This window comes from Vibrio sp. 1069 (assembly GCF_033340555.1).
In genome coordinates this window covers 1-673 of the sequence record NZ_JAWOWP010000436.1, presented here as the reverse complement: position 1 = coordinate 673, position 673 = coordinate 1, and the positions used below count along the sequence as shown (strand labels likewise).

1 protein-coding gene and 1 pseudogene are annotated in these 673 nt (G+C 48.0%); both read left to right on the top strand.

Annotated elements, in window-relative coordinates; translation table 11 throughout:
• Positions 1–357 (top strand): winged helix-turn-helix domain-containing protein (locus R7040_RS26980; RefSeq protein WP_318097675.1); only part of this gene is annotated, 357 nt, incomplete at its 5' end.
• A gap of 105 nt (positions 358–462) precedes the next feature.
• Positions 463–673: pseudogene (gene envZ, locus R7040_RS26975) on the top strand (two-component system sensor histidine kinase EnvZ); the annotation flags it as partial.

The following is a 673-nucleotide window of genomic DNA, read 5'->3' as shown; positions in this document are numbered from 1 at the left end:
CGCCAAACGGTTGAGCTACCGGGTGCGCCAAGTACAGAAGAAAAAGTGGTCGAGTTTGGCGAGTTTCGTTTAAATCTCGGCACGCGTGAAATGTTCCGTGGTGATGAGGCGATGCCATTAACATCGGGTGAATTTGCGGTGTTGAAATCACTGGTAACCAACGCGCGTGAGCCAATGTCGCGCGATAAGCTGATGAACATGGCACGTGGTCGTGAATACTCGGCGATGGAGCGTTCTATCGACGTACAAATTTCTCGTCTACGCCGCATGCTGGAAGACGATCCGAGCAAACCTCGCTACATCCAGACCGTATGGGGTTTAGGTTACGTATTTGTCCCAGACGGTAAAGAGTCGTAACTCTTACTCGCTTAACCGGCAATCGGTTTTTAAAACTTCGGCCATCAAATTTCCTTCTTATTTGGTGGTCGAGGTTTTCGCAATTAGGGTCATCAGGAAATTTCCATGCGAATCCGAAGTTCACTGACACAATCTATTCTACTGTTCATCTCCTTGCTTCTCGCTAGCCAAGTCTTTTCTTATTACGCCGTTTTTAACTACGCGTTGATGCCAAGCCTGCAACAGTTCAACAAAATTCTCGCTCACGAACTGAATCTGGTTCTCGATGAAGATGGCCCGCTCAAATCGGATGCACCATTGCGTCGCCAGTTATTAG